We start from the raw sequence: 25,873 nt of genomic DNA, 5'->3' as shown, positions 1-25,873 counted from the left end.
CCGGTGGAACAAGGTCCGCTTCTTTAAGCTTGAGTGTGGTCATGCAAGACCATCGGCAGCTGCTGCGCCTCACTCCATCGTCTCGGCGATTGCCCATACATGCGCTTGAACTCGCGGCTGAACTGCGACGGGCTGACGTAGCCCACATCCGTCGCCGCCTCGTTTACTGTCATCCCATTCGCGATCTTCATCGCGGCGTTGTTGAGACGCATCGATTTGACGAACTGGATCGGGGCCATTGTCGTGACTTGCTTGAACTTGCGGTGGAACACGGCGCGGCTCATGCCGGCACGGCTTGCCAAATCATCGATCGAAATGGATGCGTCCAGGTTCGATGACACATGTGCGATGGACCGTGCGATCGCGTTGCCTGCACCGAATGCCTCCCGGGCAAAGGTGCCTGCCTCCCCCTTTAGAATTGCATAGAGCACTTCGCGCAAGCGCGCCGTGCCGAGCACCGCGGTGTCCGTCTCGCTTTGTCCCAGCAGCAAGAGCCTGTGGAGCGCTTCAGCGAAAGCTCTATCCCATTGCGCAAGTCTGATCCCCGGCTCCCTGAGCGCTCCGGACGCTGCTGGCAAAGCGCCTCCCGCGTTATCTATTTCCATGGCGAGCTCGGTCATCACGCGCGGGTCCAGCGAGATAACGACACCATAAAGCGGATTCTCTAGGGAAGCCTTCGGCGTCCCCGCCAGAACGGGCATCGGCATCGGACAGCACAGGTACCAGCTGTCGTCGTATTCGTATCTCCGCCCATCCAGCACGGCCTCCTTCGCCCCGCTCACGATGACCACAACGCAAGGCTCATAGACCGCCGGGACGCAAGGAACGGGTTGCGTTGCCCTGAACATCCGCACGCCGTTTATGCCGGTTTCCGTGAGGCCGTCCTCAGTCGTTCGACTTGCGATAAGGTGCTTGATCTGTTCTTTGCTCATGATGTCTGTCTAATGCCCTTACCTTAGTCCTGACAACTAGCTTGATACAATCAGGCAAGTAATCGAGACAATATCGTCTGTTTGCGCCCCCATACGAGAGTTATTTACATCCTCAAGATCGAAACGCATACCGCCGGGTCCCTGCGCCGCCGCACAAAGGAGAAAGACAATGCCAGACACCACATTCGGACCCAATGGCTGGTTGCCCGAACGCCTCGGCGATTTGACGGGCAAGACATATCTCATCACCGGCGCAAATGCCGGCGCCGGGTTTCAGGCGGCACGGACACTATTGAAGAAGAACGCCAAGGTCGTGATGCTCAACCGATCACCTGAGAAATCGCAAGCCGCCATCGCGGAGTTGAAAGACGAGTTGAGAAATGACGCCGATGTGAGCTTTGTTCGCATGGACTTGGCCTCGCTTTCCAGCGTGCGGGATGCCGCTGCCGAGGTGCTGAAGACCGTTCCCAAAATCGACGCGCTTATCTGCAACGCCGCTATTGCGCAGGTTCCGACACGCAAGCTGACCGAGGACGGGTTCGAGAGTCAGCTTGGCACCAACCACTACGGCCACTTCCTACTATGCGGTCTACTGTTCGACCGGATCGAAGCGTCGCAAGGCCGGATCGTGGTTGTCGCCAGCCTTGGCTACAACATGGGCCTGAAGACGATCAAGTTTGACGACCCGAACTGGGAGGAGGGCTATAGCCCCAACACCGCCTATTCGCAAAGCAAACTAGCGCAAATGATGTTCGCCTATGAACTTCAGGACAGGCTAGCCGCCGCCGGACGCACCAGTGTCGAGGTCCATGTCTGCCATCCGGGTTCATCGGCCACGTCGCTTATCACCACCAGCGGCAGTCGATATATGAAGGCCGTTTTCTGGCTCATGACCAAGACACCGCTTGTTCAAACCGCCGAGCAAGGGTCCCATCCCGAAGTCATGTGCGCGACCGAAGTTGGCCTGGAGCAACGCGCCCTCTACGGCCCGACCGGTCGGATGGGGTTCGTCGGCCCGGTCGGCAAAGGGACGCTGCTTCCGCACGCATACGACAAGAAGGTCGAGCAAAGGCTTTGGGACCTGTCTGAGGACGCAACGGGGTTCAACTGGCAGCTTTGAGAAGACGCCTGCGCTACACCAATGTCCGCCAACTGGCTTCACTGCGAGGGCACCAGCCAAGCGACCGATGCTCTCATCGTCCTACTCTGCTGTACGGTTGTCCTAGGTTTGGAAGGCGGTCAGATCGTCGGAACAGGTTTCCAGCGTCAGCTGCTTGATCTGGTTTGTGTCGCTTCGGCCTGATCGCGTGTCCTTGCCAAGCGTCAGGCACAACTCAGGCGCGGCGACAGATGTGATCGTGCCTTCCCCGGAAAACACAAAGCTTTGCGCGTCGGACCCGTCACAGGATGCCAACTCAAGCACCGAGCCTGCCTCGGTTGAGGCGGCCCGCATGCAGACGTCGAATTCAGGCATGTAGAAAACACCATCCGCAAATTGGTCGGAGACAAAGCCCTGATCGACGAAGATCTCACCTTGCGGGCTGTAGCAGGTGTGGCCCTGCAACCCATCGGTGGGGTCTGCCTGTGAGCCCTGGCCACCGGAGATATCGAGGCAGTAACCGTTCTGGGTGTTGTCGAGCAAGTCGATCAGGTTGACCTCGACGGTTTCAGCGTGGGCGACACCTGCGGTGAGCAGAACGGTTGTCGCGGCGGCGGCGAATAGTCTCCAGGTCATAGGCGTGGTCCTTTTTGTATAGTTTATCGAGTGGTTTGATAGGCCGATTATTCGACCGTCACGCGGCACAGGAGAGTGTTGCTTTGTTCAAGATCCGGTCCCCAGATCAGCTCCGCGCTGTCAGCCCAGTCGATCTCGTCATAGCCTAGTTTCGGATCGACCTCGGCCACGGAATAAACATCCGCCTGCGGCCAGTCGCTGGCGTTAAATGCGGCCGTGTCCCAGCCCTCGGGTTCCTCGGTCATCTCAAAGCCGCATGCCCCTTCGCCCGCGACCGGATCAGCCACGCTCTCGCAGGATTTATCCAACGGCGCGGTGTGGGTCAAGAAACACTGCCAGCTTGCGTCGCTGACCGCGACGGGCATGCCCATGGCGTCCATGATCTGCACGATGACACCGCCGTCTCCCATCTGCTGACGGTCGGTGCCGATATATTCCAGACCGGTGTCGTTCTCTCGAAAGTCCATGGCGACAAGGCCGATGGTAAAGGGCCGCTCGGCCTCGAATGTAAAGCTCTCGGCGTTGAAGGACCGCTCGGTCGTGATCGGCACGCTATCTTCGGCGACCTGAACGCCGTCGATGCGCATCTCGAACCAGTTGTCCGCCCAGACGTCGGCCGAAAAGGTCTCGGCGGAGAGCGGTTGTGGAAAGGGTAGTGTCGCAAACCGTAAAATCGCCCCGTCAACGCGGTGCTGATGATTGGGTGTGGAGGGAGGATCGGAGAGCAATCATGCCAAGAGTCCACCACCCCGAAGCGCAGAGCCTTGAACAAGGGGCGGATCATCGGTCAAAAACGTCCTTTGCTGTCAAAACAGGTGTGGGCGATTCGCGCGGGGCTTGAACTTGCGGGTTATCTACGCGATCTGGCTTTGTTCAACGTGGCCATCGACAGCAAGCTGCGCGGCTGTGATCTGGTCAAACTAGCCGTCTCTGATTTCGTCAAAGATGGTCGCGTGCGAGAACGCGTTTCGGTGATCCAGGGCAAGACCAAGCGGCCTGTTCAGTTTGAACTTACGGAAAACACGCGTGAAACCGTCTTGGCCTGGGTCAAATCCCCCGAGATGTATGCGCGTCGGTTTATGTTTCCCAGCCAATTCCACGACCGTCCACATATCTCAACCCGCCAGTATGGTCGACTTGTCCGCGACTGGGTGAAGGCAATCGGTTTGGAGCCGAGTGGATATGGTACTCACGCGCATCGCCGCACAAAAGGCGGTCGATATCTATCGTAAGACTGGCAACCTTCGCGCGGTACAACCGCTCCTTGGTCACTCCAAAGTCGACAGCACGGTGCGTTACCTTGGTGTCGAACTGGAAGATGCTCTGAGCATAGCCGAGCGCATCAGCATCTAACGAACCCTGGCGAACGGTTGTGCCGTTCGCCATTTCGAAGCGATTGTTCGTCCGTCTTGCGGCGTTGGAACATTTGAACTGCCCCGGGCCTACTTGAGAGAAAAACACTCGAAGAATGAGTCCACGTCCCGGATGATGCGCCGGTAAATCGAAACGAGCGATAGACCGACCGGTCCTCAGGACGACGACGACGACGACAACGACAACGACAACGACAACGACAACATGAAGTGAGTGAAGATGTTGTCGACGACATAAAACCCCCAATGCAGCCCGTAAGAAAGTGTCGCCCCATTGCGTGTTGCCAAGAGGAGGCTCGGCACCACCGCGCCGAAACAAGTTGCGGCAATCATGAAACGGGCGACGTAGAAGCTCGTGGCACCATTGAAGACAAGCGACAAGTGGAACAGCCCGAACAGGGCGGCCGTCAGCATGCCGACCTGCAGGGTATTCCACCCGAATGAACGAAACAAAAGGACGAGTGTCAGGATGAGGGCCTGCTGGAACAGGATCTCGAAGGATTTCGCCACGTAGTACATTGCATTGGCGAACATGAACTCCGGCGGATTGCGTGGCGCAAGCGACAGGTCGATCTCTGGCAGGTTGGGCAGGATGCCGAGCGTAAAGACAGCGATCATGGCCAGAACCGCAATGACCGGCAACATGGAATGGGCCAGCGGTGACCAGTCCCGCAGGCGGTGGCGAAAGAGCAGGCACGCCAGCGCTGTGAAACCGAGGTAGTAGGCCGAGTAGATCAGCGGCGCGTCACGGTAGCCGACGTCCAGCCCCATTTGGTCGCCGATTTCGAAATACCCCACCGACGACAGCGACCAGAGCGCGGCGATCATCGCGATGTCAAAGGTCGCACGCCGGACTGGCGCTGTGCCTGGGGAGAACTCCGCTAAATGGGCCAAGGCTTGTCTCTGTTTCCGGTCGAGGTCTACTCGCCAAGCGCGTGGCGGGTCGACGACACCGACGGCCACCCCCAAACGCCGGCTCGATAGTTACTGGGAGGCGGTGCGCGCGCTCCAGAGCTGGTATGCCGAGAGAGCGTTGTCACATGTTTCCAACGACAGGGTCTTGATCTGGTTGGTAGCGCTGCGGCCCGAGCGGGTTTCTTCGCCCAGCGTCACACAAAGCTCTGGCGCTGAGGCGGGCGCGATCGTGCCTTCGCCGGTGAAGGCAAAGCCTTGCGCCTCGGATCCGTTGCACGCCGCAAGTTCCAGCGCCGCGCCGGCCTCGATCGACGCGGCCTGCATGCAAACGTCGAATTCGGGCATGTAGAAAACGCCGCTTGCGAACTGCGTTGAATCGAAGCCCTGATCGACAAAGATATCGCCGAAGGGCGAATAGCAGGTATGGCCTTGCAGACCATTCGACGGGTCGGCCTGCGCTCCCTGGCCGCCTGCAATATCGAGGCAGTAGCCGTTCTGGATGTTGTCGAGCATATCGAGCGCGTAGACTTCGACCGTCTCGGCCTGGGCGGCGGACATCATCAGCAGAGCACAGGCTGCGCCGGAAATGAATGCTTGGGTCATTGGGTGGGTTTTCCCTTGTGTGGGGTGATGGGGTGAGTAGGGGTCATTCGACCGTCAGGCGGCAGAGAACCGTATTGCTTTGTTCCAGATCCGGCCCCCAGATGAAGTCGGCATCGTCGTCCCAGGTGATCTCGTCATAGCCGAATTTGGGATCGACCTCTGCGGCGGTGTAGACGGACGCCTGCCGCCAGTCGGAGGCATCGAAACCGGCGGTGTCCCAGCCCTCGGGTTCCTCGGATATCTCGAAGGCGCAGGCCCCTTCGCCCGCTACCGGGTTTGGTTCGTCCTCGCAGGTCTTTTCGAGCGGAGCGGTGTGGATCGTCAGGCATTGCCACGCGCCGTTGCTGACCACGACCGTCTCCCCGGCGGCGTCCCTGATCTGGAGGATCACCCCGCCATCGCCCATCTGCTGGCGCCGGGTGCCAATGTATTCCAGCCCCGTGTCATTCTCGATGAAGTCCTTGGCCACCAGGCCAAGGACAAAGGGGCGGTCCGCCTCGAAGGTAAAACTCTCGACATTGAAGGACCGCTCGGTGGTGATCGGAACGCTGTCTTCGGCCACCTGCACGCCGTTCACGCGCAGAGCGAACCAGTTGTCGGCCCAAACGTCGGCCGAATAGGTCTCTGCGCTGGCAACGGATGTTGCGAGGGTCAGGAACAGCAGGGGGAGATGCAGGTGCTTCATGGGGTTTCCCTTTCTGTGTCTTATCACTGTCTGGGAGGAGGCGGTGTCATCTCGCGCAGCGCCGCATCGACGGCATCGCTGGATACGGTGCTTCCGGCATCAGTCAGACAGGCGGCGAGTTTCGCAGCGTCAGGGCGCTCGGGTTGTTGGCCCGGCTTGGGGCGCTCGCCCATGCAGCCCTGAAGCGCCGCTTCAGATACGCCCAATTTCTGTGCCAAGGCGCCGATATCAGGCCCCTGCGGGCGCTGTTGCGCGTGAGCCGGGGCAACCCAGAGCGTCATGCCGCCAAGAAGTATGGCGATAATGGACAACGGAATGGTTTTCATGGATTTCTCTCTTTCGTGTCTTCGTCAGGATTGGCATCGTGCCGTTTGGAGGAGGGGGCCGAACCGCTCGCTTGTTACGCGCGGTTCGACTTTTGCACTGTTACCGGACACAGCGCACAAGGTTGTCCGAGCGGTTGTAGTCACAGGCGTTGACCGAGCAGGTGGTGTCTTCGGTCATTTCCTGACCCACGATCGTCTTGATCGACGAACGCTGCGCGCCCGCACCGTGCCAGTCGGTGTACTCGGTCTGGTCGCCCGACTTCGAGAGCGCTTTGCCGAAGGCGATGACGTTGGCATAGTTCTTCCAGTCGCCAAAGGTCGTGCTGGTCCAGAAGTCGAGCGTTTCGCTGTCTTCGCTGATCGAGAAGAAGCTTTCGTCAATCGCCGGGAAGCTGTTCTTGCGGTAATCGACGATGCTCTGCAGCTCTTTCGAGTCGGGCAGATACCAATCGTCGTAGCCGCCAAGCTCCAGCCCTTCGCAATAGGCCAGCGCCTCTTTCCACTCGCGGCGCTCGCCGTCGTCGGACTGCTGCCACATCCGGCCGGTGGCCTCGTCGGTGACGGTGCCATCGCCGTTGTCGACGAAGGCGTTGACGCCGTAGACACCCTCGTCACCGCTCACGCAGCGCACGTAGTTGCCCGGCGCCTGGCCGTTGCCGACGCCGCCGGTGGCCGCGGCCCCGGTGTAGAAATCAAGCCCGGTGCCATAGGCCTTGATGTGACCATCAGCGAAGTTGAAGCCGAAGGCGGCCTGGTTGCGACCGTTCTGGACCGGGCCTTTGATGTAGAGCGTCGAGCTCCAGTACTGGCCGGCGAAGGCCATCCGGCCGTCGGGGTAGTAGAAATCGAAGACGCTGGTGTCGATGTAGGGGGTCGGCTCGCCCTCTTCGGGGGTGAGCAGTTCGCCGCGGTTGTCGGCGAGCGAGTAGAGTTCTTTCAGCGAGGGCAGGCGCCAGTCGGTGCGGTCGCCCAGTTCGAGCGCCTCGCAGTAGGCGATGGCGTCGGTGTATTGCTTGCGATCGTTCTCGGGGGTCTGCTGCCAGACGAGGCCGGTGTTGTCGTCGAGCACGGTGCCGTCGCCCTGGTCGGTGTAGGCGGCGGGGGTGCGTTCGTACTGCGCGTCCTGGCCGTAGAGCTCTTCACCCGGCGCCGGGCAGGTGATTTCGTCGCCGACGAGGTCGAAGCATTTGTCCTGCATCGTGTCGACGACCGGGTAGCTCAGATCCTGCGCCGCGCTCACCTGTGTCGAGAGAAGAAGCGGTGCGAGGAACAGCGAGGCATATTTGGTGGCCGCGCGTTTGTTGAGGGTTGGCATGGCGTTGTCCTTTCGGTTCTGAACTGGTCCGGCTTGTTTGCGGCGAGGTGGGTATTGGGAGGTTGTCCGTTTGTCTATAGACATCTCCTGTGGGTGAGCAGCGCCGTCAGCGCATGTTGAAGAGTTCTTGGTGATATGCGCCGCGCGGTAGCCCATGGGCGGCCAGGTTGCGGCGCAGCGCCTCGCCGAATGCCGCCGGTCCGCAGAACCAGACACTCGCTTTGGCCCAGTCCGGCACGGCGGCGCGCAGACGGTCGCCCGTCAGGAACCCGTCCTGATCGTCGACCATGATGTGCAGGTTCACCCCGGCTGCCTTGGCATCGGCGACCAGCGTCTCGCGCGCTTCGGCCTCCAGCCCCGGCGTGGTGTGGAAAAGATCCACGGTCTGCTGGCCCGGCTTGCGCGCCAAGTGTTTCATCCGGGCGATGAAGGGGGTGATGCCGATCCCGCCGCCGATCCAGATCTGTCGCGGTGCGGTGAACCTGCCATAGGGCCCCTCGACGATCGCCGTGCTGCCGGGCTGGACGTGGTCGGGCAGAAAGTCGGTATAATCGCCCAGCCCCTTGGTGATGAACATGATGCGCGGATCGCTGGCATCCCAGGCCAAGGCGATGGTGAAGGGGTGCGCGCCCTCCTTCTTGTCAAAGGTCACGAAGGCGAACTGGCCGCTCTTGTGGCCTTTCCAGCCATTGTCGAGCCGGATCGTCGTCTCCAGCACGTTCATATCCGCAAGGCGATGCTGTTCTTCGACCGTGCCCGCGACCTTGCGGCGCTTGCCAACCTGCCGGGTCAGAACGATCACGGCCGAAACCGTGTCGGCCAGCAGCAAAAGCCCCGTGACGACGCCCACCGGCTTGACCCAGGCTTCGAAATCCATCAGCACCACCGCGTGGAAGACGAGCACAAGGTAGGCGACGGCGATGATCATGTGCGTTTTGGCGAACAGCCGGTAGGGAAATCGCTTGATCAGCGCCAGCGCGATCAGAAGGACCGCGACGTAGAACGCCTTTTTCCCCAGCCCCTCGGCCGGGCTCCGCAATCCGTTCAGGATCGCTTCGATGGTCACCGTTTCCGCAGCCTCGGCCCCTTCCGGGCGCGCGCCGCGTTCGGGTGCCGTCATCAGGCCAAGCGACATTGCCCATTTCGGTGCGTTCACCGAGAGCCAGTGCAGGATTGCGATCACCAGGCCGGTGATGCCCAGCCATTTGTGCAGCCGGTATGATTTATCCAGCCCGCCGAGCCAAGGCTCCAACCAGACAGGCCGCACGGCAAGGATCATCGCCACGCTCATTGCGCCCATGCCGATCACGCCGAAATACTGCACAAGAAAATTGCGGGTCGTGATGATGGTGAATGTCTCAGGCAGCGGCAGATTGGCGAGCAGCCAGAGGAGGCTCAGGCCGGCCATCAGGCCCCAAAGGCTGATTTGAATGTTTCGCAACATGAGTGCGGTCCTCGCAGCATCAATCTGTCAGTGACTATCGTGCGGAAATGTGCAGCCAATGGCGAGGCAAATAGATTTCTACATGGGCAACCCCATCGGGATTTCCATTATTGTAATTAGCGGTTTAAAGTGGAAAACGTACAGAGCCGTTCTCTTCGGGTCTGCATTCTCCCTGCACAATCCCACGCCATTAAAGGGGGATGGACCGCTTGCGCATGTCACTGACAATCAAGATTTTTCTCGTAATCGCCGCCACCGCGGTGCTGGTTATCGGTACGATGGCGCTCTTGGTGGCGCTGTCCATGCGTGACGGGTTTTCGCAATACTTGTTGAGAGGCGAGCTGATCCGGTTCAACACGCTGGCGCGCGAACTGGCCCTGGCGCACGACCCCGAGGCACCCGGCTGGCCTGAACTGGCGGCAGACCCGGAAGCCTGGCACAGTTTCGTGCGCGCCCATTTCGCGCCACCCGGCGACCCGGACCAGGAAGAGATCGTGGCGGATAGCCTGATGATTGGTGACCGGCTGGCGCTGCTCGACGCTTCTGGCACCCGTGTCGCCGGCGCAACCACACGCACCCCGATTTTCGATCAGCGCCCCGTATGCGCTGATCGCAGATGCGAGGAAGGGGAGGCGCTTGGCTACATTCGCCTGAATGCGCCGGTGTTCTCGGACAGCGCCAGCGATGCCTTCTTCATTCGCGGGCAATACGCATCACTTGCGTACTCGGCCTTGATCGCGCTGCTTGTTTCTGCCGCCGCGGCCTTCCTGATCGCCCGCCAGATCCTCGTGCCGATCAAACGGCTGGAAGCCGGGGCGAAAACCCTTGCCTCGGGGGATTACAATTCGCGGATCGACAAGGACCGGACCGACGAACTGGGCGATCTGATCGGGCATTACAACGTGTTGGTCGAGACGTTGGCGCGGACGTCACAAGCCGAGCGGGAGTGGATTTCGAACACGTCCCATGAATTGCAGACCCCGCTTGCGGTGTTGCGCGCGCAGATCGAGGCGCTGCAGGACGGTGTGCGCCAGCCCGACGAAGAAACGCTGGCCGAGATGCACGCGGCGCAGATGCGGTTGTCGCGTCTGGTGCAGGACCTCAAGATTCTGACCTATTCCCGCGAACCCGAAATGGCCTCCAATATCGGCCGCGAGGATCTGGTAGAAATTGCCACCGAGGCCGTCGAGACTGCCCGCCCCGCGCTTGATGAGGCTGGGCTCGAAATCGAAAGCGCGTTTCCCGAAACGCTGCCGCTGCACTGTGATCGGACACGGATCGCACAAGTGATCGACAACCTCTTGCAGAACGCTGCCTGCTACACCGATGCGCCAGGCAAGGTGCGTCTTCGGATCTGGTCCGCCGACGACCTCGCGCATGTGTCGATTGACGACACGCCGCCGGGTGCGACGGATGATGTGCTCCCCCGATTGTTCGACCGGTTCTACAGGGCCGAAGGGTCTCGGTCTCGGGCACTTGGAGGCTCGGGGCTTGGCCTTTCGGTCTGCAAGGCCATCGTCGAGGCGCACGGGGGCACCATCACCGCTGCGGCGTCGAAAATGGGCGGCCTGAATGTCACCTTCACACTGCCAGAGATGCGGACATGACCAAGCCACGTATCCTGATCGTCGAAGACGAGATCGCGCTCGCCAAGGTCGTACGCGACTACTTGCTGTCGGCCGGCATGGAAGTGGACATGTTGTCAACCGGCACCCATGCGGTCGAAAGCGCTGTTGGCAAGGCACATGACCTTGTCATCCTCGATCTGATGCTACCCGGCGTGGACGGCCTCACCATCTGCCGCGAACTGCGCCAAAGGTCGGATGTTCCCATCATCATGACAACCGCCAAAGTCGAAGAGATCGACCGCCTTCTTGGGCTCGAAATGGGGGCGGATGACTATGTGTGCAAACCCTATTCTCCGCGTGAACTGGTCGCGCGGGTTCGGGCCGTGCTTCGACGGAGGCCCGTCGCAGCGCAGGTACCCGAGAAGGAGTCGAATCCACGGCTGCACATCGATACGGAAAAGTGGCGCGCGACACTGGACGGCGTCGATCTTGACCTGACCCGCCGTGAATTCTCGCTGCTGGCGGCTCTGGCCGCGCGCCCGGGCCGGGTGTTCTCGCGCGATCAGCTGCTCGCGCTGGCGTTTCCCGACGATACCGAAGTCTTTGACCGGACGATCGATAGCCACATCCGCAACATCCGCCGGAAGGTCGGTTCAAAGACGGGTTGGGACCCGATCCGCTCCGTCTATGGTGTCGGATACGCCTACGAGGATTGAACCCTGATCCGCAAAGCGATCAGGCGCGGTCAACGAAAAAAACACCGCTTCATGCTCGCTGCATAGTCTCTTCATTCCCGGCCCCCGTTGTTCAGCGACCCTTGTGACCAGGGCCAGTGTCAACACCTCGCGGAAGAACTGAAATGCGCACAACACGCTCGGTCTCGCGACGCTCGTCCCCGCCCGACTTAAGACCCGCGCTGCCGGAGTAAGAACCACATGATCCATCCACTTGGCACATTTGCCCCACTGTCGAGGGAGCTGAAAAGGTTCTGTCGCAAACTTTAGCAGGGAGTGCAGAACAGCCTGTCAGCGGACACACTTATGCTGCGAGGGAGGCGAATTGCTGGAAGCCCGTTTTCCCATTCACGGCGATTTGACCTTTACGGATCATGTGCGCGGTTTCGATCCCAGCCAGCGTCGCAGCTGCTGAGTGAAACTCTTTGAAGCCAAGTGTTGGGCGCGTGTCAACGGCACGATAAAGATAGGCCCACTGGTCTTTGACCTGGACATAGGTTTCATCCATCCGCCACGAGTTGGCTGTCTGACGCTTTCGCTTTTGTGCCTCGGCAGCGAGGTCAGTCGAAAATTTCACCACCCACCTGTTCAGTGCCGCATGGTCAATATCGACACCACGCTCTGCCATGATCTCCTCCAGATCCCGGTAAGAAACCGCATATCTGACATAGAAGTACACCGCGTAAAGGATCACGCTCTCGGGGTAATGCACCCCTTTGAAACTTGTCGCCATTCTGCTCGCCTGTTTTTTTTACGCAACGGCATATCGGCCATCACGCAGAGACGGAAATACAAAGTTTGCGACAGAACCGGTTGGAAAAATGGGACGCGAAATAGGCCGCTCATAGCCCCGTTCAGGCCACCAATTCGTCGCGAAACGGCGGATTGGCCCCGGCCCGAGACACGGTGATCGCCGCAACGGCGGCCCCGAACCGCAACGCCTGTTCCAAAGCCTCGGACGTGAGGCTGCGCAAACTTGCTTTCGTCAGCAAGCCTTGCTCAGACAAAGCCGCCATCACCCCGGCATTAAACGCATCCCCTGCCCCGACCGTGTCGACGACTGTCACTTTTTGAACCGGCACATGCACGGTCTGCCCGTTTGACAACCATGCATCGGCACCTTCCCCACCTCGTGTGACAATCACCACCGAAGGGCCTGTCGATTGAAGTTGCTCCACTTTTTCAATCAAGCCTTCCGCCCCCGGGTAAATCCAATTCAGGTCTTCATCGGACACTTTGACAATGTCTGCGACCCTGAGCATGCGGTCCAGACGGGCGCGGTACCGCTCCGGGTTTAAGATAAACCCCGGACGAATATTCGGATCGAGCATAACGGCGCGTTCCGCTCCCGCCTGTTCCGCGAGAAAGGCGTAGCTGTCCGCCCCGGGCTCACAGGCAAGACTGATGCCGCCAAAATACAGAGCATTGACCGCGGCGGGGACCGTGGGCAAATCGGAAGAGACGATCATCCGGCCCGCAGAGTTTTCATCGAAGAAGGAATAGGTCGCATGGCCATTCACCAATTGCACGAATGCGAGCGTGCTGGGCCGTTCGCTGCGAACTAAAAACTCCGTGTCCACATGACTGGCACGTAGATCACGCAACAATTGCTGGCCGAACATATCGGTCGAAACACCGGACACGAGACCGACCCTCGCCCCAAGCCGACCCAGCGCAATAGCGGTGTTGAACACCGCCCCGCCGGTATGCGGCACAAACCCCTCCAAACCGTTCTCCGTGGGAGTTGGGATCATATCAATTAAGGCTTCACCACAACTCAGGATCATAGCCTTTGTCCTTTCTTGATGCTCACGTCTTGTTGCTCAGGGCTTTACTGAATCTCGCGCAGGGCGGGATAGCTCGCTTGAAACTTGCGAAACGCCTCATCGAACGCCTGCGTCAGTGCGCGAACCGGCTCGATTACCTCACAAGCCTCAGGCGCAAGAAGCACATCCTCCGGCGCATCTCCCGTGGCGGCCATATGCGCCAAGCGCGCCGCGCCCAGAGCTGCGCCGAATTCGCCCCCCTTGGGTTTCAAAAGCGGGATATCAAGCACGGTGGCAATCAGTTGCAACCAGTAGTGCGAGGCCGTCCCGCCCCCGATCACAAACAAACGCTCCGCTCGGGCACCCGTGGTTTTCAACGCCTCGAAACTGTCGCGCAATCCGAAGGCCACCCCCTCAAGGATCGCTTGCGTCAGATCAACGCGTTCGGATTGCGTCGCCAATCCCGTAAAGCCCCCGCGGATATGCGCATCGTTATGCGGCGTGCGTTCCCCAGACAAATAGGGCAGGAAGCGGATCGACGAAGGCGGCTGTAGCTGATCCGGCAAAGCGCCTGTGAGCGCAGCGGGGCTTTGTCCCGTTATTTTTGAGAACCAATTGAGGCTGTCCGTCGCCGCCAGCATCACCCCCATCTGATACCAACGGTCGGGCACAGCATGGCAAAAGGTGTGAAGCGCCGTCTCCGGTGCCGGGTGACAGGCATCACGCGCCACCAGAAGAACCCCGGAGGTGCCAAGAGAGACAAAGCCTTCGCCTTCGTTCAGCGCCCCGATCCCGCAGGCCGCAGCCGCATTGTCGCCCGCGCCCCCTGCAACCGTGACCTCGGATGTCAGCCCCCATTTTTGGGCAAGCTCTTCACGCAACTGCCCGGCCGCGGCACTGCCTTCGACAAGGCGCGGCATGAAACTGCGGTCGAGCTCTGTCGCGGCAAGCAAGCGTTCCGACCAATCACGCCCGGCCACATCCAGCCAGGATGTTCCTGCGCTATCCGACATATCGGCGACATGATCGCCCGTGAGATAAAGGTTCAGATAGGCCGTCGGCAAAAGAACTTTGGCGATGCGTGAAAAAATATGTGGCTCATGCTGGCGGACCCAAGCGAGTTTTGGTGCGGTAAAGCCGGGAAAGACGATATTGCCAGTGATCTCCCGAAAGCCCGGAATGGCATCAAGGCGCGCGGCCTCGATGTGGCTACGCGTATCATTCCACAAAATGCAGGGCCGCAGAACCTTGTCGTCATCATCAAGCAAAACCGCACCATGCATATGACCCGCTACACCGATCCCTTTCAGATCAGCAAATTCGGGCGCCCGCGCGCGCAGTTCGGCAATCGCCTCTTCCAGCTTTTCGATCCAGATGTCCGGGGCTTGCTCCGACCAGCCGGGCGCCGGGTGAACGGAGGCATAGCTGCGCTCGGCGGAGGCGAGGATATTCCCCTCACCATCCGTCAAGAGCACCCTCAGGCCCGAGGTTCCAAGATCGATCCCAAGAAAGGCCATTCCCGTCACGCGACCAGATAAGCATCAATGGCCGCGACAAGCCCCTCGCCCCAGATGAGACGCAGGGAGGCGGCAAACGCATCCGCAAACTCCGGTTCACGCCCCAGATCGCCATAAATCTGCGTCATAGAAAGCCAGACAGAGGGATCGTCCTTGGCTGCTTTTGCCCTCTTCTGCAAAAGATCCCACAGCGGATCGTTCGGAGCGATTTCACTGCCATCTTCTCGGGTGCCTTCGCACATCCGGGCCCAGATAGCCTCGACGAGCGCGAGACCTTTGACAGAGATGCCTTTGGCAAGACCTTCGCGGATGGAGGGGATAACAAATCCCGGATGACGGGACGACCCATCAAAGGCCACACGCCGCGTCGTATCTACGATCAACGGATTGGAGAACCGGCGTTCGATCAGGTCGACATAGGCCTCTGGCGTCATGCCCGGAACTGCGGCGACATGCGGCACGATCTCTTCCATCTCGACCTTGCGGAACAGAGCGGCGATTTTCTCATGCGCCATACATTCGGAAATATGCGCAACGGACAGGATTTCTCCCGGATCGGAAATCACCTGATGCCCGCCGTTGAGAATACGGATTTTCATCGTCTCGAAAGAATGCACATCATCGGAGAAGGTCGCGCCCGCAAGATCCCAGTCCGGACGTCCTGCACAGAAGTTATCCTCAATCACCCATTGGCGGAAATTCTCATGGGTCACCGGCACGAAATCTTCGACCCCGGCCTCTGCAGCCAATTGAAGCTCCTTCACGCCTGTCGCGGGCACGATGCAATCGACCATCGAGTTCGGGAATGTACAATTGGCGTCGATCCAATCCGCAAGCTCAGGGTCAGACAACCGCGCCAGCGAGACCACGGTCTGGCGCAGAATATCGCCATTGCCCTGAAGATTGTCACAGGACTGGCCGGTAAACGGTCCAATGCCCTTGTCCCGACGCAGTTTGAGCGCAGCGACCATGGCGCCGAACGCCGTACGCGGATGAAACGGGTTCTCGACGTCATGCTGAATATCAGGATGGTTGGCATCGAACCCTTTGGTCGCAGGATCGATGAAATACCCGCTCTCCGTGACCGTCAGCGCAACGATACGAATGTCAGGCTGCGCCATCCGCGCGATCAATGCGCCGTTGCCGTCTTCGATCGGGATATAGTCGATCATGGAACCGACAACCTCGACACTCGATCCGCCGGGATCAAGTTCGATCAGCGTCGTAAGGCAATCCTGTGAGATCAGCTTTTCCCGCATGGCCTGATCGTAAGGCCGCACGCCCGCGCCCAGGATGGCCCAATCCTGTGCGCGGCCCTGCTGCATCAGCCGGTGTAGATACCAGCTCTGATGGGCACGATGAAAGTTCCCGAGCCCGATATGGACGATCCCCGGAGTGAGTGCGCTGCGGTCATAGCGCGGACGTTCGATCTCGTCCGGCAGGTGTGTCAAAGTCGCGTTGCAAAGTTTCATCGCATGATTTCCTTGAGTTGATGAGCCTCAGCTCATCCAGTTCCCGCCATCGACATTATAAGTCTGGGCGACGATATAGTTTGCGTCGTCAGAGGCCAGAAAAACCGCCATACCGGTCAGGTCTTGCGCAGTCCCCATACGCCCGAAAGGCACCGCGTCTCCGACTTCTTTCTTCTTTTGTCCGAGAGGCTTGTTCTCATATTTCGCAAAGAACGCATCCACCCCATCCCAGTGCTCACCGTCGACAACGCCCGGCGCGATCGCGTTGACGTTGATCCCGTGTTGGATCAGGTTCAGCCCCGCCGATTGCGTCAGCGAGATCACCGCCGCTTTGGAGGCGCAATACACCGCAACAATCGCCTCACCGCGACGCCCGGCCTGAGAGGCCATGTTGATGATCTTGCCTCCTTCGCCTCGCGCGATCATGTGATCCGCGACCGCCTGCATGGTGAAAAGCGTTCCCCGGACATTGATATCGAAAACACGCTGGTAGTCTTCCGGCGTGATCTCGACAATGGGAGCTGCGGTAAAGATCGCGGCATTGTTGATCAGAATGTCGATCTGCCCCAGCGACGCGACAGTCTTTGTCACCGCGCAGTGAATGCTGTCGACAGAGGTGACATCCATCTCAACCGCAATCGCGGCCTCACCGATCTGATCCGCCGTCTCTTCGGCACGCGCAAGATCAATGTCAGCGATGGCCACACGGGCGCCTTCCGCGACATAGCGCTCAGCGAAGGCGCGCCCGATCCCTCTGGCCGCGCCCGTGATGAGCGCCGTTTTTCCGATCAGCCGCGTCATGCCAGACGAAGTCCCTCTGCATCGAACCTGTGGATCAGATCGGAGCGCGGCGTGAGGAAAATCTTGTCGCCGCTTTTGAAGCTCACTTCACCATCGACGCGGACCGTCAAAGCATCTGTGAGCCCTGTGCCATGAACATGGAAGAAGGTATCCGAGCCGAGATGTTCGGAGACCCCCACGACACCTTCCCAAAGCCCGCTCTCAGAGGAGACTTCGATATGTTCGGGCCGGACACCAATCGTATGCGCGCCATGTTTCTCGGCCTCATCGCCCTCGATCAGGTTCATTTTCGGAGACCCGATGAACCCGGCCACAAAGACATTGCGCGGGGTGTTGTAAAGCTCAAGCGGGGAACCGACCTGTTCAATGTTGCCTTTGCGCAAGACGACGATTTTGTCAGCCATGGTCATAGCTTCGACCTGATCGTGGGTCACGTAGATCATCGTCGTTTTCAACCGCTCATGCAGTTCGGAAATCTCAAGACGCATTCCGACCCGAAGCGCAGCATCGAGGTTCGAGAGCGGCTCATCAAAGAGGAAGGCCGCAGGCTCACGAACGATGGCCCGGCCGATAGCAACCCGTTGACGCTGGCCACCGGACAGTTGCCCCGGACGACGGTCCAGATAATCCGCAAGGTTAAGCACCTCAGCGGCACCATTCACCCGGCGGTCGATCTCAGACTGATCCATCTTTGCCATTTTGAGTGGGAAAGCGATGTTCTTACGAACCGACATATGCGGATAGAGCGCGTAGGATTGAAACACCATCGCAAGGCCGCGTTTTGCCGGCGGTACATTGGTGGCGTCTTCACGGTCGATGCGGATTTGCCCGGAGGTCACGTCCTCCAACCCTGCAATCAGGCGCAAGAGCGTGGATTTCCCACAGCCAGAAGGGCCGACGAAAACGGTGAATTCCCCGTCTTCAATGGTCAGATCCAGCGGTGGAATAACCTCCACCTCGCCGAAGCGTTTCGTGACTTTATCAAGTGTGATGCGTCCCATGGTCTTTCCCTTATTTGACTGCGCCGAAGGTCAGGCCGCGCACGAGTTGTTTCTGGCTAAACCAGCCAAGGATGAGGATCGGAGCGATGGCCATGGTCGAGGCCGCGCTGAGTTTTGCGTAGAACAGGCCCTCTGGGCTTGAATAGCTGGCGATAAAGGCCGTCAAAGGCGCGGCTTTTGCCGCCGTCAGGTTCAGTGTCCAGAACGCTTCGTTCCACGCGAGGATGATATTGAGAAGGATGGTCGATGCGATGCCCGGGATGGCCATGGGCGTCAGCACATGGATGATCTCTTCTTTCAAAGTGGCCCCGTCCATACGTGCCGCTTCGAGAATTTCGCCCGGAATTTCCTTGAAGTAGGTGTAGAGCATCCAGACGATAATCGGCAGGTTGATCAACATGATCACAATCACCAGACCGATGCGGCTATCGAGCAGGCCCATTTTGATGAAAATGAGGTAGATCGGGTAAAGCACACCAACCGCCGGAAGCATCTTGGTCGAGAGCATCCACATCAAGATATCTTTCGTGCGCTTAGAAGGGACGAATGCCATCGACCAAGCGGCCGGTACGGCGATGATCACCCCCAATAGAGTAGACCCGCCCGCGATAATGACCGAGTTCCACAGGAAACGCATATAGTTGGAGCGTTCCTGAACCACCGCATAGTTTTCCAGTGTCCAGTCAAAGTTGAGGAAAATCGGCGGGCTCGCGATCGCTTGAGCTTCGGTTTTGAAGCTCGTGAGGATTGTCCAGAGGATCGGGAAGAAGATCAGAAGACCAACGCCCCAAGCCAGAGCCGTGTTGATGACTTTACGCCGCGTTGTAACAGAACGTGCCATGATATCTCCCCCTCACGCGTCCAGATTTTTGCCGACGATGCGCATCAGGAAGAGCGCGACGATATTGGCGAGGATGATGGCATAGACGCCACCGGCGGAGCCCAGACCGACGTTCTGGCTTTCGAGAACGCGTTGGAAAATCAGATAGCTCAGCGTTTTGGTGCCGAACGAGCCCTGCGTCGTGACGAGAATTTCCGCGAAGATCGACAGAAGGAAAATCGTCTGGATCAACACGACCACAGTCATGGCGCGCGACAGGTGCGGCAGTACGACAAACCAGAACCGTTTCAGGATCGGAGCGCCGTCCATTTCTGCAGCTTCCAGCTGCTCTTGGTCGAGCGATTGAATGGCCGTCAAAAGAATGAGCGTTGCGAAAGGCAGCCATTGCCAGCTCACAATTATGATCAGCGAGGGCAGCGATGCTTCGGTCAACCAAGCGACCGGTTCAGCACCGAAGAATTTCCAAAGATGTGCGAAGAGCCCGTTCACGGGATCCATGAACATATTCTTCCACACCAGAGCGGAAACCGTCGGCATCACGAAGAAGGGAGCGATGACGAGAATGCGGACAACGCCCTGCCCCCAAAGCGGCTGATCGAGCAAGATCGCAAGCAACACGCCCAGCACCACCGTGATGACAAGAACACCGACGACGATAACGATGGTGGTCTGGACGGCAGGCCAGAAGGCGCTTGAGGATACGAAGCGTGCGTAGTTTTCAAAACCCACCCAACCGAGATCACCACCGCGCAAAGGCAGATATTTCTTGAACGAGAAATACAGTGTCATCGTGAGTGGGACGAGCATCCAGCCCAAAAGTAGGATCACGGCAGGAGCCATCATCAAACGGGCGGCGGATCGGGAATGCTGGGTGGCCATTGGGAACTCCTCTGCAAACGGGGTAAAGACCGTTTTGCCCTGAGTGAGAGAGGAGGGCGCACAAGATGTACGCCCTCCATGGGGAGGTTAAGCGATTAGTAGCCTGCGGCTTCCATCGCGTCGGTGGTCAGTGCCTGCGCTTTTTCCAGCGCTTCTTCCGCGGACTGCTGACCCGCGAGGGCCGCAGAGAACTCCTGACCAACTTCCGTGGCAAAGCCTGCGAATTCAGGGATTGCGACAAACTGGACCCCAACGTAAGGCACCGGATCAACGGTAGGCTGAAGTGGATTGGCGCTCTCGATAGACCCGAGCGTCATCGCCGCGAACGGCACTTCCTGATACTCAGGGGTTTCATAGAGCGAGGTCCGAGCCCCCGGAGGCACATTGGCCCAACCTTCATTGGCTGCGACAAGCTCGATATACTCTTTCGAGGTGGCCCATTCGATGAACTCCTTAGCCGCATCGACGTTGTCGGTGCCCGCCGGAATGCCGAGCGCCCAAGCCCACAGCCAGTTGCCGCGCGGGCCTTTGCCCGTGTCGGGTGCCAGAGCAAAGCCCACTTTGTCCGCGACAGTCGAGTCATTCGGGTTCGTCACGAAGGATGCCGCAACGGTCGCGTCGATCCACATGCCGCATTTGCCTTGCTGGAACAGGGACAGGTTTTCGTTAAACCCGTTGCCAGAGGCACCCGGAGGGCCGGCTTTGTCCATCAGGTCGAGGTAGAAGGTCAGAGTCTCTTTCCATTCCGGGCTATCGAACTGCGCCTTCCAGTCTTCATCGAACCAGCGGGCGCCGAAGGCGTTCGCCGTTGCGGTCAGGAAGGCCATGTTCTCGCCCCAGCCTGCTTTACCACGCAGACAGATGCCGTAGACCTCGTTGTCCTTGTCCGTCATCGCGATGGCCGCATCGCGTACAAACTCCCAGCTCGGTGCATCCGGCATCTCAAGACCGGCTTTCTCCATCAGGTCGGTGCGATACATGATCATCGAGCTCTCGCCATAGAAGGGCGCAGCGTAGAGCGTGCCATCGACCGAAAGGCCGTTGCGCATAGCGGGCAGAATGTCATCGACGTCATACTCTGCAGACAGATCGTCGAGCGGCACGAGCCAGCCGTTCTTGCCCCAGATCGGGGTTTCGTACATGCCGATGGTCATGATATCGAACTGACCGCCTTTGGTGGTGATATCGGTGGTCACGCGGCTGCGGAGCACGTTTTCCTCAAGCGTCACCCACTCGACCTCATGGCCGGTTTTCGCAGTAAAGTCCGCGGTCAGACCCTGCATGCGGATCATGTCACCGTTGTTCACTGTCGCGATTGTGATGGTGTCTGCCTGCGCGCCCGCCGTTACGAGCGCAAGTGCAGTGGCCGCACGAAATGCGTTCTTCAAAGACATCCTTCTCCTCCCTGGTTTTTGGATGCGATATGTCCAAAAGCTTAGGCACGGGGGACTGCCTGCGTCAATATTTTCTTTTACGCGCGTTAAGTTTTTAAAACGGCTAAAATTTAACCATACATTTCAATGGATTTGTTTGCGCTCACGCAGAGCCACGCATGACAAGCCGACCGTCGAAATACGTCTCGTCACGCTCCACCGAATCAATTCCTGATTCGATCAGCCCGACGAGTCGCTGAACCGAGGCTTCGGCAATGGCGGCGTAATCTTGGGACACCGTGGTCAATGTCGGGCTGGTGTAGCGCGAAAACGGATGGTCGTCATGCCCGGCAATCCGCAAAGCACACCCAGCCCCGATGCCCACACGCAATCCAGATTCATAGGCGGCCGACAGCACGCCAATCGCAAGGCGGTCGTTTGAGCACAGGATTGTACTGGTCGGAAGTTTAGGGCCAGCGAACAAATTCGTCGCCGCGCGGAAACCGATCCCTTCGAAATCCCACCCCTCGCCCTCAGCCTGAAGCACATGAGGCTTATGACCGAGCCGCTCCATCGTCTCCAAATAGGCCTTGCGTCGTTTATGCGCATTCGGGTTGGCTGGCGTCCGCATCTCAAAAAAACAGGGCGGCTCCCCGGTCCGACACAGATATTCAACAATTTGCGCCATAGACGTGTAGTTGTTGGACCCCACAAACGCCGCTCCAACACCATTAATATTGCTATCAAACAGGACTGTCGGAACATCCGCACAAAAGGCCTTCAGCCTCTCCACATCCGACAACCGGCCAAGCGGCGCCATAAGCACACCCGAAGGCTTAAGAACACGTAGGTTTTCGAGGTTTTCAATCTCTTGCTCCGTATCCCCCCGCGAGCCGAGGAGAATGGGCCTAAACCCGACACCAGCAACCAATTCCGCAATCGTGCGGGCGATTTCAGCGAAGAAAGGGTCCGACAAATAGGGAACGACAATACCGATGTTCTTGGTCAATTTCCGGTTTTGGTTCACCGCAAAGAAATTCGGCGTGTAATTGTATTCTTGGAGCGCGTGCTCAATCCTTTTACGCGTGGAGACCCTGACGCTCTCAGGATCGTTGAAATATTTCGAAATCGTTGGGCGCGATATCCCACTGACAGCTGCGAATTCGTCCATGTTCTTGATTTTCTTGTCGACCATTCGCCCCTCCTGCGATTCCCGCTTTTGCTTTTTATGCGTCCAATGTGCCGAAAAAATTGGCGCGCGCCAATTTTCTTGATTGCCGGACTTTCAATGAAGCTGCTCGCCGATTGCGTACCACGTGCATTGAACTATATTTCGACAAGACGAGGAGCGCCACCATTCCATTTTTTCGACATATCCCTCTTATTGGTCTCCAACTTCGATGAAACCCCTACGGCTCTGCTGAAAACGGGAAGGACAAAACGGCATGGCCATCTCAGACGAAATCATCAAACACATCGCGCCGCGTGGCTGGGCCCATGTCGGACTGACCGGGGATTACCTGTGGAACATGAACACGCCGCTCAGCCCGGATCGCCTCAGGTCACTTCGGAAGAATGATCTTCGCGATGCCGCATAAGTTCTCCGTTCGTTCGCGCGAACCGGACAATAATGTCACTTTTATGTAGTGCCCCCTTTCGGATGTGAATCCACCCGTGGCTTACCAGAAATCCGATAATCCTGATTATGGTATCAGCTCAGACACCCAGTGTTCAGCTTACGGCGCATCGCCTGATCTCTACACTTAAATCTTCGCAAAGATCGCGCATTCTGGTCGGATCAGTTTCGCGTTGTGCCTGGACCTTGAGGCCGAAAATGTAGGTCTGAATACGTCGCGCCAAACGGGCCGTGTCCGCGTCCTCAGGAAGCTCTCGGGCCGTCTGCGCCGCGCTCAAGGTCGTGCCGATCACTTGCTCTACACGGTCCAGATGCGCGATAACAAAGCCCCTCAACGCATCATCCTGCTGCACCTCCAACAAGGACTTCACCAACATGCAGGCCGTAGACGGCCGGTCGCAGGGAGACAGCTCGGCCAGCCCCTCAAGGTGCGTTTGCAGCGCCTTCAACGGCGAGGGGCTGCGGGCGACCAGCGCTTCCATTTCGGCGGTCATCCGGTCGGCGTAACGGTCCAGCGTGGCGCGAAACAGTGCCTCCTTGCTTTGGAAGGCGGCGTAGATCGACCCCGGCTTCATCTTCAGCGCCGCTTCGAGATCCTTGAGGGACGTAGCGTGATAGCCCTGACGCCAGAACAGGGTCATCGCGGCTTCGAGTGCTGCGTCACGGTCATAGGATGCGGTGCGTGCCATGGGCGTAATCTAAGGCGTGGCCGGGTCAAGGCGCAATGGCCTCACGAAAATGTTTGAGCGATTGCTCAAGAATCAACTTGAGCAATCGCTCAATAATGGCCAGCTTGCCCCCATCACGCCAAACAGAAAGGCCAGACCATGACCAAGTTCGAGAAACTCAACGAGACCACCGCCCCCGCCGCCGCCGTGCCGCTGATCGAAAAATCCAAGGCCGCTTTTGGCCGTCTGCCCGGCCTACACGCAGTGATGTCGCGCGCCCCTGCGCTGCTCGACGGCTACCAAGTTCTGCACCGCCTCTTCGCCGAGGAGACCTCGTTCAATGCCGAGGAAAAGACCGTGGTCTGGCAAACGATCAACGTTTACCACGAATGCCACTACTGCGTGCCCGCACACACCGGCATCGCCAAGATGATGAAGGTGGACGATGCAATTTCTGAGGCGCTGCGCGACGAGATCCCGCTGGCGGATGCCAAGCTGGAGGCGCTGCGTACCTTCACGCTCGTGATGGCCGACAGCCGCGGCAATCCGACCGATGCGGACCTGCAGGCGTTCTATGACGCGGGCTACGGCGAAGAGCAGGTGCTGGAAATCGTTCTGGGCCTCGCGCAGAAGGTGATGAGCAACTACACTAACCATCTGGCCGAAACGCCGGTGGACGCGCCGATGCAGCAGTTCGCCTGGACACCCAAGTCCAAGCGCTGAGCCGCGTCAAAGGCCGTTCACCAAGGCGCGGACGGCCTGCATCACACGCATCAGACGTTGCGTCGGCCTGCGCCCGCGCAGCGTCACCGCCCAGAGGTCCTGCACCTGCGGTTTTTGCAGCGGCACGATCCTGATCCGATCCATGTCGGCAAAGCCCGCCAATCCGCTGCGCGGCAGCAATGTATAGCCGAGGCCTGCGGCCACCGGGGCCGGGATCTGGCCGATCTGATTGACGCTGGTCCGGATACGTAGCCGATCCGCGCCTTTGAAGCCTTCGGGAAAGTTGGCGCCCAGCACATCTTCGGCATAGCTGTAGACATCAGGATGGGCCACCAGGCCAAGCTGGTCGAGCGCCTCGAAGCTGTCCTGTTTCATCCCCGCAGGGACCAGCAGGCACAACTCCTCCTGTCCGATCCGCTCCGCCGTCAGGCGCGGGGTGGCGGGGTCGTCCCCAAGGATGCCGAGATCGGCCTTGCCCTCCTGCACCTCGGCGAGCACGCGGGACCGGGGCGCGGCCTCCAGATGGATCGACAACCGCGGCGCGGCGGTCATCATGGCCAGCGCCAGTGGGTAGAACGCCATGGCAAAGCTGCCGGAACAGGCGATGCGCAGCGCGCCCGCGTCCGGGTCATCCGAGGCAATCGCCTCGCGCAGGGCGCGTTCCTCGGCCCGGCGTTTGAGGCCCATGACCCGCACCGCCTCCCCCGCCTCCGTCAGCACGAATCCCTTGCCCTCTTGCGCGATCAGCGGCTGGCCCAGCTGGGCCTCCAGCTTGCGCAACTGCTGCGAGACGCCGGGCTGTGTCATGTTCAGCTTTTGGGCGGCGCGGGTGAAATGGCCCTCTTCAGCCAGTGTGGTGAAGGTATCGATCCAGGTGGCGTTTATCATCACGTTTCGTTTGCGAAATAATCCAATATGATAATTTCACAATTGAGCCTGCGCTGTCTACCTCCTGTTGCATGACACAGGAGACAGCTATGACCCACACGATCCCCCGTACCTTTTCCCACATCGGCCTGTCCGTTCCGGACCTTGACGCAGCCGTCACATTCTATTCCGAAGTGCTTGGCTTTTACGTGCTGATGCCCCCCAGCGAAGTGACCGAGGATGACAGCGCCATTGGCGTGATGTGTACCGACGTCTTTGGCCCCGGCTGGCAGCACCTGCGCATCGCGCATCTGTCAACCGGCGATGGTATCGGCATCGAACTGTTTGAATTCGCCGGGAACTACGCGCCGGACGAGAATTTCGACTACCGCCGCCACGGCACCTTCCACTTTGCGATCCAGGATCCCGACCTCGAAGGTCTGCTGGAACGCATCGTTGCCGCAGGCGGCAAGCAGCGGATGCCGGTGCGCGAGTATTACCCCGGCGAGAAACCCTACCGCATGGTCTATGTCGAAGACCCCTTCGGCAATATCTTTGAACTCTACTCGCACAGCTACGAGCTGACCTACTCTGCCGGCGCCTATTCCTGATCCAGCCCGGCGAGGCGCGTCTGAAGGTAGCGGCGCGCAGGAAAATTGGGGGCGCGGGCGACGGTTCTGTCGCAAACTTTGTATTTCC

At 59.2% G+C, this 25,873-nt stretch carries 27 protein-coding genes and 1 pseudogene; 7 read left to right on the top strand and 21 right to left on the bottom strand.

Annotated features, from left to right (window positions below):
- Nucleotides 1-23 precede the first annotated feature (23 nt).
- A complete protein-coding gene (locus ACYBHZ_RS18765) occupies nt 24-932 on the bottom strand; it encodes an AraC family transcriptional regulator (protein WP_460275846.1) in 909 nt (302 codons plus the stop codon).
- Between the two features lie 169 nt (nt 933-1,101).
- Here ACYBHZ_RS18765 and ACYBHZ_RS18760 point away from each other — a divergent pair, with 169 nt between their 5' ends.
- The gene (locus ACYBHZ_RS18760) at nt 1,102-2,052 is read left to right on the top strand and encodes an SDR family oxidoreductase (protein WP_460275845.1); all 951 of its coding nucleotides are present in this window, start codon (nt 1,102-1,104) and stop codon (nt 2,050-2,052) included.
- Between the two features lie 102 nt (nt 2,053-2,154).
- On the opposite strand, the gene ACYBHZ_RS18755 is transcribed toward ACYBHZ_RS18760, so the two are convergent.
- Both ACYBHZ_RS18755 and ACYBHZ_RS18750 read right to left on the bottom strand, forming a co-directional pair.
- The gene (locus ACYBHZ_RS18755) at nt 2,155-2,667 is read right to left on the bottom strand and encodes a ricin-type beta-trefoil lectin domain protein (protein WP_460275844.1); all 513 of its coding nucleotides are present in this window, start codon (nt 2,665-2,667) and stop codon (nt 2,155-2,157) included.
- A gap of 47 nt (nt 2,668-2,714) precedes the next feature.
- On the bottom strand, nt 2,715-3,395 hold the full coding sequence (locus ACYBHZ_RS18750; RefSeq protein WP_460275843.1) for a PEBP family protein: 681 nt from the start codon (nt 3,393-3,395) through the stop codon (nt 2,715-2,717).
- On the opposite strand from ACYBHZ_RS18750, the pseudogene ACYBHZ_RS18745 reads away from it, so the two are divergent.
- Nucleotides 3,363-4,020 (top strand): annotated as a pseudogene (locus ACYBHZ_RS18745) (tyrosine-type recombinase/integrase). The gene ACYBHZ_RS18750 and the pseudogene ACYBHZ_RS18745 sit on opposite strands and share 33 nt — an antisense overlap.
- A 176-nt stretch (nt 4,021-4,196) precedes the next feature.
- On the opposite strand, the gene ACYBHZ_RS18740 reads toward ACYBHZ_RS18745, so the two are convergent.
- The 6 genes from ACYBHZ_RS18740 to ACYBHZ_RS18715 all read right to left on the bottom strand — a co-directional run bounded on the left by ACYBHZ_RS18740 (nt 4,197) and on the right by ACYBHZ_RS18715 (nt 9,328).
- Nucleotides 4,197-4,868, bottom strand: a complete 672-nt coding sequence (locus tag ACYBHZ_RS18740; protein WP_460275842.1) for a hypothetical protein — start codon at nt 4,866-4,868, stop codon at nt 4,197-4,199.
- A gap of 156 nt (nt 4,869-5,024) precedes the next feature.
- Complete coding sequence (locus tag ACYBHZ_RS18735) at nt 5,025-5,558, bottom strand: ricin-type beta-trefoil lectin domain protein (RefSeq protein ID WP_460275841.1); 534 nt, start codon at nt 5,556-5,558, stop codon at nt 5,025-5,027.
- 43 nt (nt 5,559-5,601) lie between these two features.
- Complete coding sequence (locus tag ACYBHZ_RS18730; protein ID WP_460275840.1) at nt 5,602-6,243, bottom strand: PEBP family protein; 642 nt, start codon at nt 6,241-6,243, stop codon at nt 5,602-5,604.
- A gap of 23 nt (nt 6,244-6,266) precedes the next feature.
- The gene (locus ACYBHZ_RS18725) at nt 6,267-6,569 is read right to left on the bottom strand and encodes a hypothetical protein (protein WP_460275839.1); all 303 of its coding nucleotides are present in this window, start codon (nt 6,567-6,569) and stop codon (nt 6,267-6,269) included.
- Between the two features lie 100 nt (nt 6,570-6,669).
- Nucleotides 6,670-7,884, bottom strand: a complete 1,215-nt coding sequence (locus tag ACYBHZ_RS18720) for an Lcl C-terminal domain-containing protein (protein WP_460275838.1) — start codon at nt 7,882-7,884, stop codon at nt 6,670-6,672.
- A 106-nt stretch (nt 7,885-7,990) separates the two neighbouring features.
- On the bottom strand, nt 7,991-9,328 hold the full coding sequence (locus ACYBHZ_RS18715; protein ID WP_460275837.1) for a ferredoxin reductase family protein: 1,338 nt from the start codon (nt 9,326-9,328) through the stop codon (nt 7,991-7,993).
- Between the two features lie 215 nt (nt 9,329-9,543).
- Here ACYBHZ_RS18715 and ACYBHZ_RS18710 point away from each other — a divergent pair, with 215 nt between their 5' ends.
- Both ACYBHZ_RS18710 and ACYBHZ_RS18705 read left to right on the top strand, forming a co-directional pair.
- The gene (locus ACYBHZ_RS18710; protein ID WP_460275836.1) at nt 9,544-10,935 is read left to right on the top strand and encodes an ATP-binding protein; all 1,392 of its coding nucleotides are present in this window, start codon (nt 9,544-9,546) and stop codon (nt 10,933-10,935) included.
- Complete coding sequence (locus ACYBHZ_RS18705) at nt 10,932-11,612, top strand: response regulator (RefSeq protein ID WP_460275835.1); 681 nt, start codon at nt 10,932-10,934, stop codon at nt 11,610-11,612. Before ACYBHZ_RS18710 ends, ACYBHZ_RS18705 begins: the two co-directional genes overlap by 4 nt.
- A 322-nt stretch (nt 11,613-11,934) precedes the next feature.
- Here ACYBHZ_RS18705 and ACYBHZ_RS18700 read toward each other — a convergent pair whose 3' ends face one another.
- From ACYBHZ_RS18700 to ACYBHZ_RS18655, 10 genes are all read right to left on the bottom strand, one after another.
- Nucleotides 11,935-12,363, bottom strand: coding sequence for an IS6 family transposase (locus ACYBHZ_RS18700; protein ID WP_460275834.1), 429 nt, complete (start codon nt 12,361-12,363; stop codon nt 11,935-11,937).
- A 121-nt stretch (nt 12,364-12,484) separates the two neighbouring features.
- Complete coding sequence (locus ACYBHZ_RS18695; RefSeq protein ID WP_460275833.1) at nt 12,485-13,417, bottom strand: carbohydrate kinase family protein; 933 nt, start codon at nt 13,415-13,417, stop codon at nt 12,485-12,487.
- 44 nt (nt 13,418-13,461) lie between these two features.
- Complete coding sequence (gene xylB, locus ACYBHZ_RS18690) at nt 13,462-14,913, bottom strand: xylulokinase (protein WP_460275832.1); 1,452 nt, start codon at nt 14,911-14,913, stop codon at nt 13,462-13,464.
- A 5-nt stretch (nt 14,914-14,918) separates the two neighbouring features.
- Nucleotides 14,919-16,385 (bottom strand): mannitol dehydrogenase family protein, encoded by a 1,467-nt coding sequence (locus ACYBHZ_RS18685; RefSeq protein ID WP_460275831.1) that lies wholly within the window; start codon nt 16,383-16,385, stop codon nt 14,919-14,921.
- A gap of 27 nt (nt 16,386-16,412) precedes the next feature.
- The gene (locus ACYBHZ_RS18680; protein ID WP_460275830.1) at nt 16,413-17,186 is read right to left on the bottom strand and encodes an L-iditol 2-dehydrogenase; all 774 of its coding nucleotides are present in this window, start codon (nt 17,184-17,186) and stop codon (nt 16,413-16,415) included.
- The gene (locus tag ACYBHZ_RS18675; RefSeq protein ID WP_460275829.1) at nt 17,183-18,187 is read right to left on the bottom strand and encodes an ABC transporter ATP-binding protein; all 1,005 of its coding nucleotides are present in this window, start codon (nt 18,185-18,187) and stop codon (nt 17,183-17,185) included. Before ACYBHZ_RS18675 ends, ACYBHZ_RS18680 begins: the two co-directional genes overlap by 4 nt.
- Before the next feature lie 10 nt (nt 18,188-18,197).
- Nucleotides 18,198-19,028: a carbohydrate ABC transporter permease gene (locus tag ACYBHZ_RS18670; protein WP_460275828.1), complete on the bottom strand. Its 831-nt coding sequence runs from the start codon at nt 19,026-19,028 to the stop codon at nt 18,198-18,200.
- A gap of 12 nt (nt 19,029-19,040) precedes the next feature.
- Nucleotides 19,041-19,907: a carbohydrate ABC transporter permease gene (locus ACYBHZ_RS18665; RefSeq protein WP_460275827.1), complete on the bottom strand. Its 867-nt coding sequence runs from the start codon at nt 19,905-19,907 to the stop codon at nt 19,041-19,043.
- 95 nt (nt 19,908-20,002) lie between these two features.
- Nucleotides 20,003-21,301, bottom strand: coding sequence for an ABC transporter substrate-binding protein (locus tag ACYBHZ_RS18660; protein ID WP_460275826.1), 1,299 nt, complete (start codon nt 21,299-21,301; stop codon nt 20,003-20,005).
- 142 nt (nt 21,302-21,443) lie between these two features.
- Nucleotides 21,444-22,475, bottom strand: a complete 1,032-nt coding sequence (locus ACYBHZ_RS18655) for a LacI family DNA-binding transcriptional regulator (protein WP_460275825.1) — start codon at nt 22,473-22,475, stop codon at nt 21,444-21,446.
- 250 nt (nt 22,476-22,725) lie between these two features.
- Between ACYBHZ_RS18655 and ACYBHZ_RS18650 the strand changes: the two genes are divergently transcribed.
- Nucleotides 22,726-22,878: a hypothetical protein gene (locus ACYBHZ_RS18650; RefSeq protein WP_460275824.1), complete on the top strand. Its 153-nt coding sequence runs from the start codon at nt 22,726-22,728 to the stop codon at nt 22,876-22,878.
- A gap of 133 nt (nt 22,879-23,011) precedes the next feature.
- Here ACYBHZ_RS18650 and ACYBHZ_RS18645 read toward each other — a convergent pair whose 3' ends face one another.
- The gene (locus ACYBHZ_RS18645) at nt 23,012-23,605 is read right to left on the bottom strand and encodes a TetR/AcrR family transcriptional regulator (protein WP_460275823.1); all 594 of its coding nucleotides are present in this window, start codon (nt 23,603-23,605) and stop codon (nt 23,012-23,014) included.
- A 138-nt stretch (nt 23,606-23,743) separates the two neighbouring features.
- On the opposite strand from ACYBHZ_RS18645, the gene ACYBHZ_RS18640 reads away from it, so the two are divergent.
- The gene (locus tag ACYBHZ_RS18640; protein WP_460275822.1) at nt 23,744-24,307 is read left to right on the top strand and encodes a carboxymuconolactone decarboxylase family protein; all 564 of its coding nucleotides are present in this window, start codon (nt 23,744-23,746) and stop codon (nt 24,305-24,307) included.
- Between the two features lie 6 nt (nt 24,308-24,313).
- On the opposite strand, the gene ACYBHZ_RS18635 is transcribed toward ACYBHZ_RS18640, so the two are convergent.
- Nucleotides 24,314-25,195: a LysR family transcriptional regulator gene (locus ACYBHZ_RS18635; protein ID WP_460275821.1), complete on the bottom strand. Its 882-nt coding sequence runs from the start codon at nt 25,193-25,195 to the stop codon at nt 24,314-24,316.
- Nucleotides 25,196-25,284: 89 nt separating this feature from the next.
- On the opposite strand from ACYBHZ_RS18635, the gene ACYBHZ_RS18630 reads away from it, so the two are divergent.
- Nucleotides 25,285-25,785, top strand: a complete 501-nt coding sequence (locus ACYBHZ_RS18630) for a lactoylglutathione lyase family protein (RefSeq protein ID WP_460275820.1) — start codon at nt 25,285-25,287, stop codon at nt 25,783-25,785.
- Nucleotides 25,786-25,873: the final 88 nt, after the last annotated feature.

The sequence above is a fragment of the Celeribacter sp. ULVN23_4 genome (assembly GCF_054788345.1).
This window is presented reverse-complemented; position numbering and strand designations above follow the sequence as displayed.